5 protein-coding genes are annotated in these 2,522 nt (G+C 34.1%); 4 read left to right on the top strand and 1 reads right to left on the bottom strand.

The genetic code is table 11. From position 1 onward, the window contains the following. The 4 genes from ACSU6B_RS29070 to ACSU6B_RS29055 form a co-directional block, all read left to right on the top strand. The coding region (locus ACSU6B_RS29070; protein ID WP_410889940.1) for a group II intron maturase-specific domain-containing protein at positions 1-273 on the top strand (273 nt) is incomplete at its 5' end. Between the two features lie 295 nt (positions 274-568). After that, complete coding sequence (locus ACSU6B_RS29065; protein WP_410889937.1) at positions 569-976, top strand: CBO0543 family protein; 408 nt, start codon at positions 569-571, stop codon at positions 974-976. Positions 977-1,044: 68 nt separating this feature from the next. After that, the gene (locus ACSU6B_RS29060; protein ID WP_410889935.1) at positions 1,045-1,557 is read left to right on the top strand and encodes a DinB family protein; all 513 of its coding nucleotides are present in this window, start codon (positions 1,045-1,047) and stop codon (positions 1,555-1,557) included. Between the two features lie 176 nt (positions 1,558-1,733). Further along, positions 1,734-2,192, top strand: coding sequence for a hypothetical protein (locus tag ACSU6B_RS29055; RefSeq protein ID WP_410889933.1), 459 nt, complete (start codon positions 1,734-1,736; stop codon positions 2,190-2,192). A 125-nt stretch (positions 2,193-2,317) separates the two neighbouring features. Here the strand turns inward: ACSU6B_RS29055 and ACSU6B_RS29050 are convergent. Further along, positions 2,318-2,522: hypothetical protein (locus ACSU6B_RS29050; protein WP_410889931.1), on the bottom strand; the 205-nt coding region annotated here is incomplete at its 5' end.

Below are 2,522 nucleotides of genomic sequence, written 5' to 3'. Positions count from 1 at the left end.
TCTATCAGACATTGGTCTATAAAAGACCAAGTTGAGAAGATAAATCAAACTCTTAGAGGTCATTACAATTACTATGGTATGGCTGGCAATCTTCGATCAATAGCAAAAGTCTATAATATTACGGAACGTTATTGGAGAAGAATGTTAAGTAGTAGAAGCCAAAAGAGCTATATAACGTGGGAAAAGTTCAATAAGATTAAGTCGATTTTTCCTCTAGTGCTTCCTAAACTTTCAATTCCATTTTCGGAATTAAAGATGTACGCGAAACTGTGAAGCAATTTCTGAAGAGCCCGGTGCGGGAAATCCGCACGCCGGGTTCTGTGGGGATTTGAGTCGCCAATTGGGCGACCTTTCTACCCGGAGGGAGGAACACAATCTACCGTAAGGTAGAAAGGTTCCCTTCTACTCGACTAGTGGAACAAGCACCAATGTTCCATTGCAACTTTTTATAAAAAAATTCCTAGATGTATATCCTATAAAAGAACTTAATTTTGTGTTAGAGATTGGGATGTATTCTATGTGGTTTCTTTATGTATCCATTGTTGTGTTTAACCTGGTTGCTTTCCTAATGAAAAAAAATTTACCACCTATTGAATATTACGCCAGCATTTTTTGGGGCTTATTTACTTCCGAGCTAGCTGATAGATTTACGGATAAATATAATATGTACGGATTTTTCGAACCGTATTTTGTTGAGGCAAAGACCTTACTTGTTATTTTAGGGATATATCCAGCTGTAACTATGCTTATTATTAATTGGTATCCCTTTAATCGTCCATTAATTAATAAGGTTATGTATATATTATTTTGGTCTGTTTTTTCTACCTTCTACGAATGGTTATCACTTCAAATGGGATTCTTATATCATGAGAAATGGAGTATGTGGTTTTCAGCTATTTCTTATCCTTTTTTATATGGGCTGTTATTCGGTAATTTAAAATTTATTCGCTGGTTAGAGTATAAAAAAAGGGTGTAAAATCAATTTAGATTTTTAAGTGCCGTTTGTCACAAAGGAAGAACAAATAGAAATGGAGGAAAATTAATATGACACACCCCGTATTAAAATTGTACAACTACCTCGTTTGGGCAAATGGTGTTATAATGGACCATTTGAGAGAACTTCCACAGGATATTTATCATCAGGATATTCAGAGTGGTTTTTCTTCGGTATCAAAGGTGTTGTCTCACATTTTTCTCACAGATTATACTTGGTTTGACATTATCTCAGGTAAAAGTATGAATGAAGCAATGGCGACCACGAATCAATTAAGAGAACAGGTGGAAATGAAAAGTATTAAGGAAATGAAAGAAATATTTCTAGACTTATCCGAACGATACAAAGCGCTTCTGGACAGTCAAAAAGATATTGAAAAGTTGATTGTAGTTGATAACCCATATGTTGGGTTACTTGAAACTTCTATTTCTGAGACAGTACTGCACGTTGTCACTCACGGTTCCTATCACCGTGGCAATATAGCTACTATGTTGCGACAACTGGGGCACACCTCCGTTATGCAAGACTTTGGGCTTTACCTCTATCAAAATAGGACAGAGTAACCCAGCACCAATCCCCCTTTAAATGATTTATTCAAATATAGGGGGAAATAATTTTGCAGGGTACTGTTCCTTTGGAGAGATTGTGAAAAATTGCACTTAAAGTAGAGGGTGCTTTAGTTTAACAACAAATGGGCTGTTTCGGCAGTCTTTTTTCTTCAATAAAAGGGGTGAGAATTTTGACAGTACATCATTATATAGCTTCAAATAGGGAGATTCCAACTGGTGATTTTAGACAAAACCCTAAGCAGATTGAGAATATGATTATTTATGAGACAGAAGATGACCTTTTGGGCATAACAGTATGGGACTTAGAAGGTTATGATGAAATAAGAGGGAAATTTTCCAATCCTTTTGTATATCATCTTGATTGTCGTAATACTAGAAAATGTTATAGCGATTTATTTAAGTATATAAATGAAAATCTTTCCGACGGTGAAAGTATAGAATTATATACTTGCTTGGATGGAGATGAACTGAAAGAAAAAAACGATATACTAAATGTTGTTGTTAACTTAAAAACAAAGCATTTCATTAATGATATAGGAAATTTTAGGTTGAACGAAAAACGCTTATTTGATGAATTAAGTGAACGGTTTTCATTTAGAGAGATGCAGTATGTAGTGGTAACTAAATAACAATACTTCTATTTCTCTTATTGAGGCTAGTACAAACCTTTTGATTGGAGAAAATAGATTATGACACTTTTATATGTAGGAATTAGTTGCATTATTGTTGGATTCGGTTTAAGCTCACTTAGTTTTTATGAAGTTAAAGATGGTTTAAAATTTTTATTTGAAGAGCGAAGTAAGATAAACAAGGTAGCCTTTTTCTTTACAATATTTGAATATGTAACAGGGATATTTATGTTTGGAATACTACTCATATTGTTTGGCATATTTGCTATAATAATGAATTTTTTTTGATACATTGCGTGAGCGACTACAATACCAGCACGTTTCTTACCT

This window comes from Neobacillus sp. C211 (assembly GCF_051842875.1).
Lineage (GTDB): Bacteria > Bacillota > Bacilli > Bacillales > Cytobacillaceae > Neobacillus.
Note: the sequence above shows the minus strand (reverse complement) of the source record. Positions and strands in the feature narration are given on the sequence as shown.

Bases quoted from the DNA above. Each gene is read 5' to 3' on its own strand.
- ACSU6B_RS29060 (WP_410889935.1), top strand. From the start codon at position 1,045: ATGACACACCCCGTATTAAAATTGTACAACTACCTCGTTTGGGCAAAT.
- ACSU6B_RS29065 (WP_410889937.1), top strand. From the start codon at position 569: ATGAAAAAAAATTTACCACCTATTGAATATTACGCCAGCATTTTTTGG.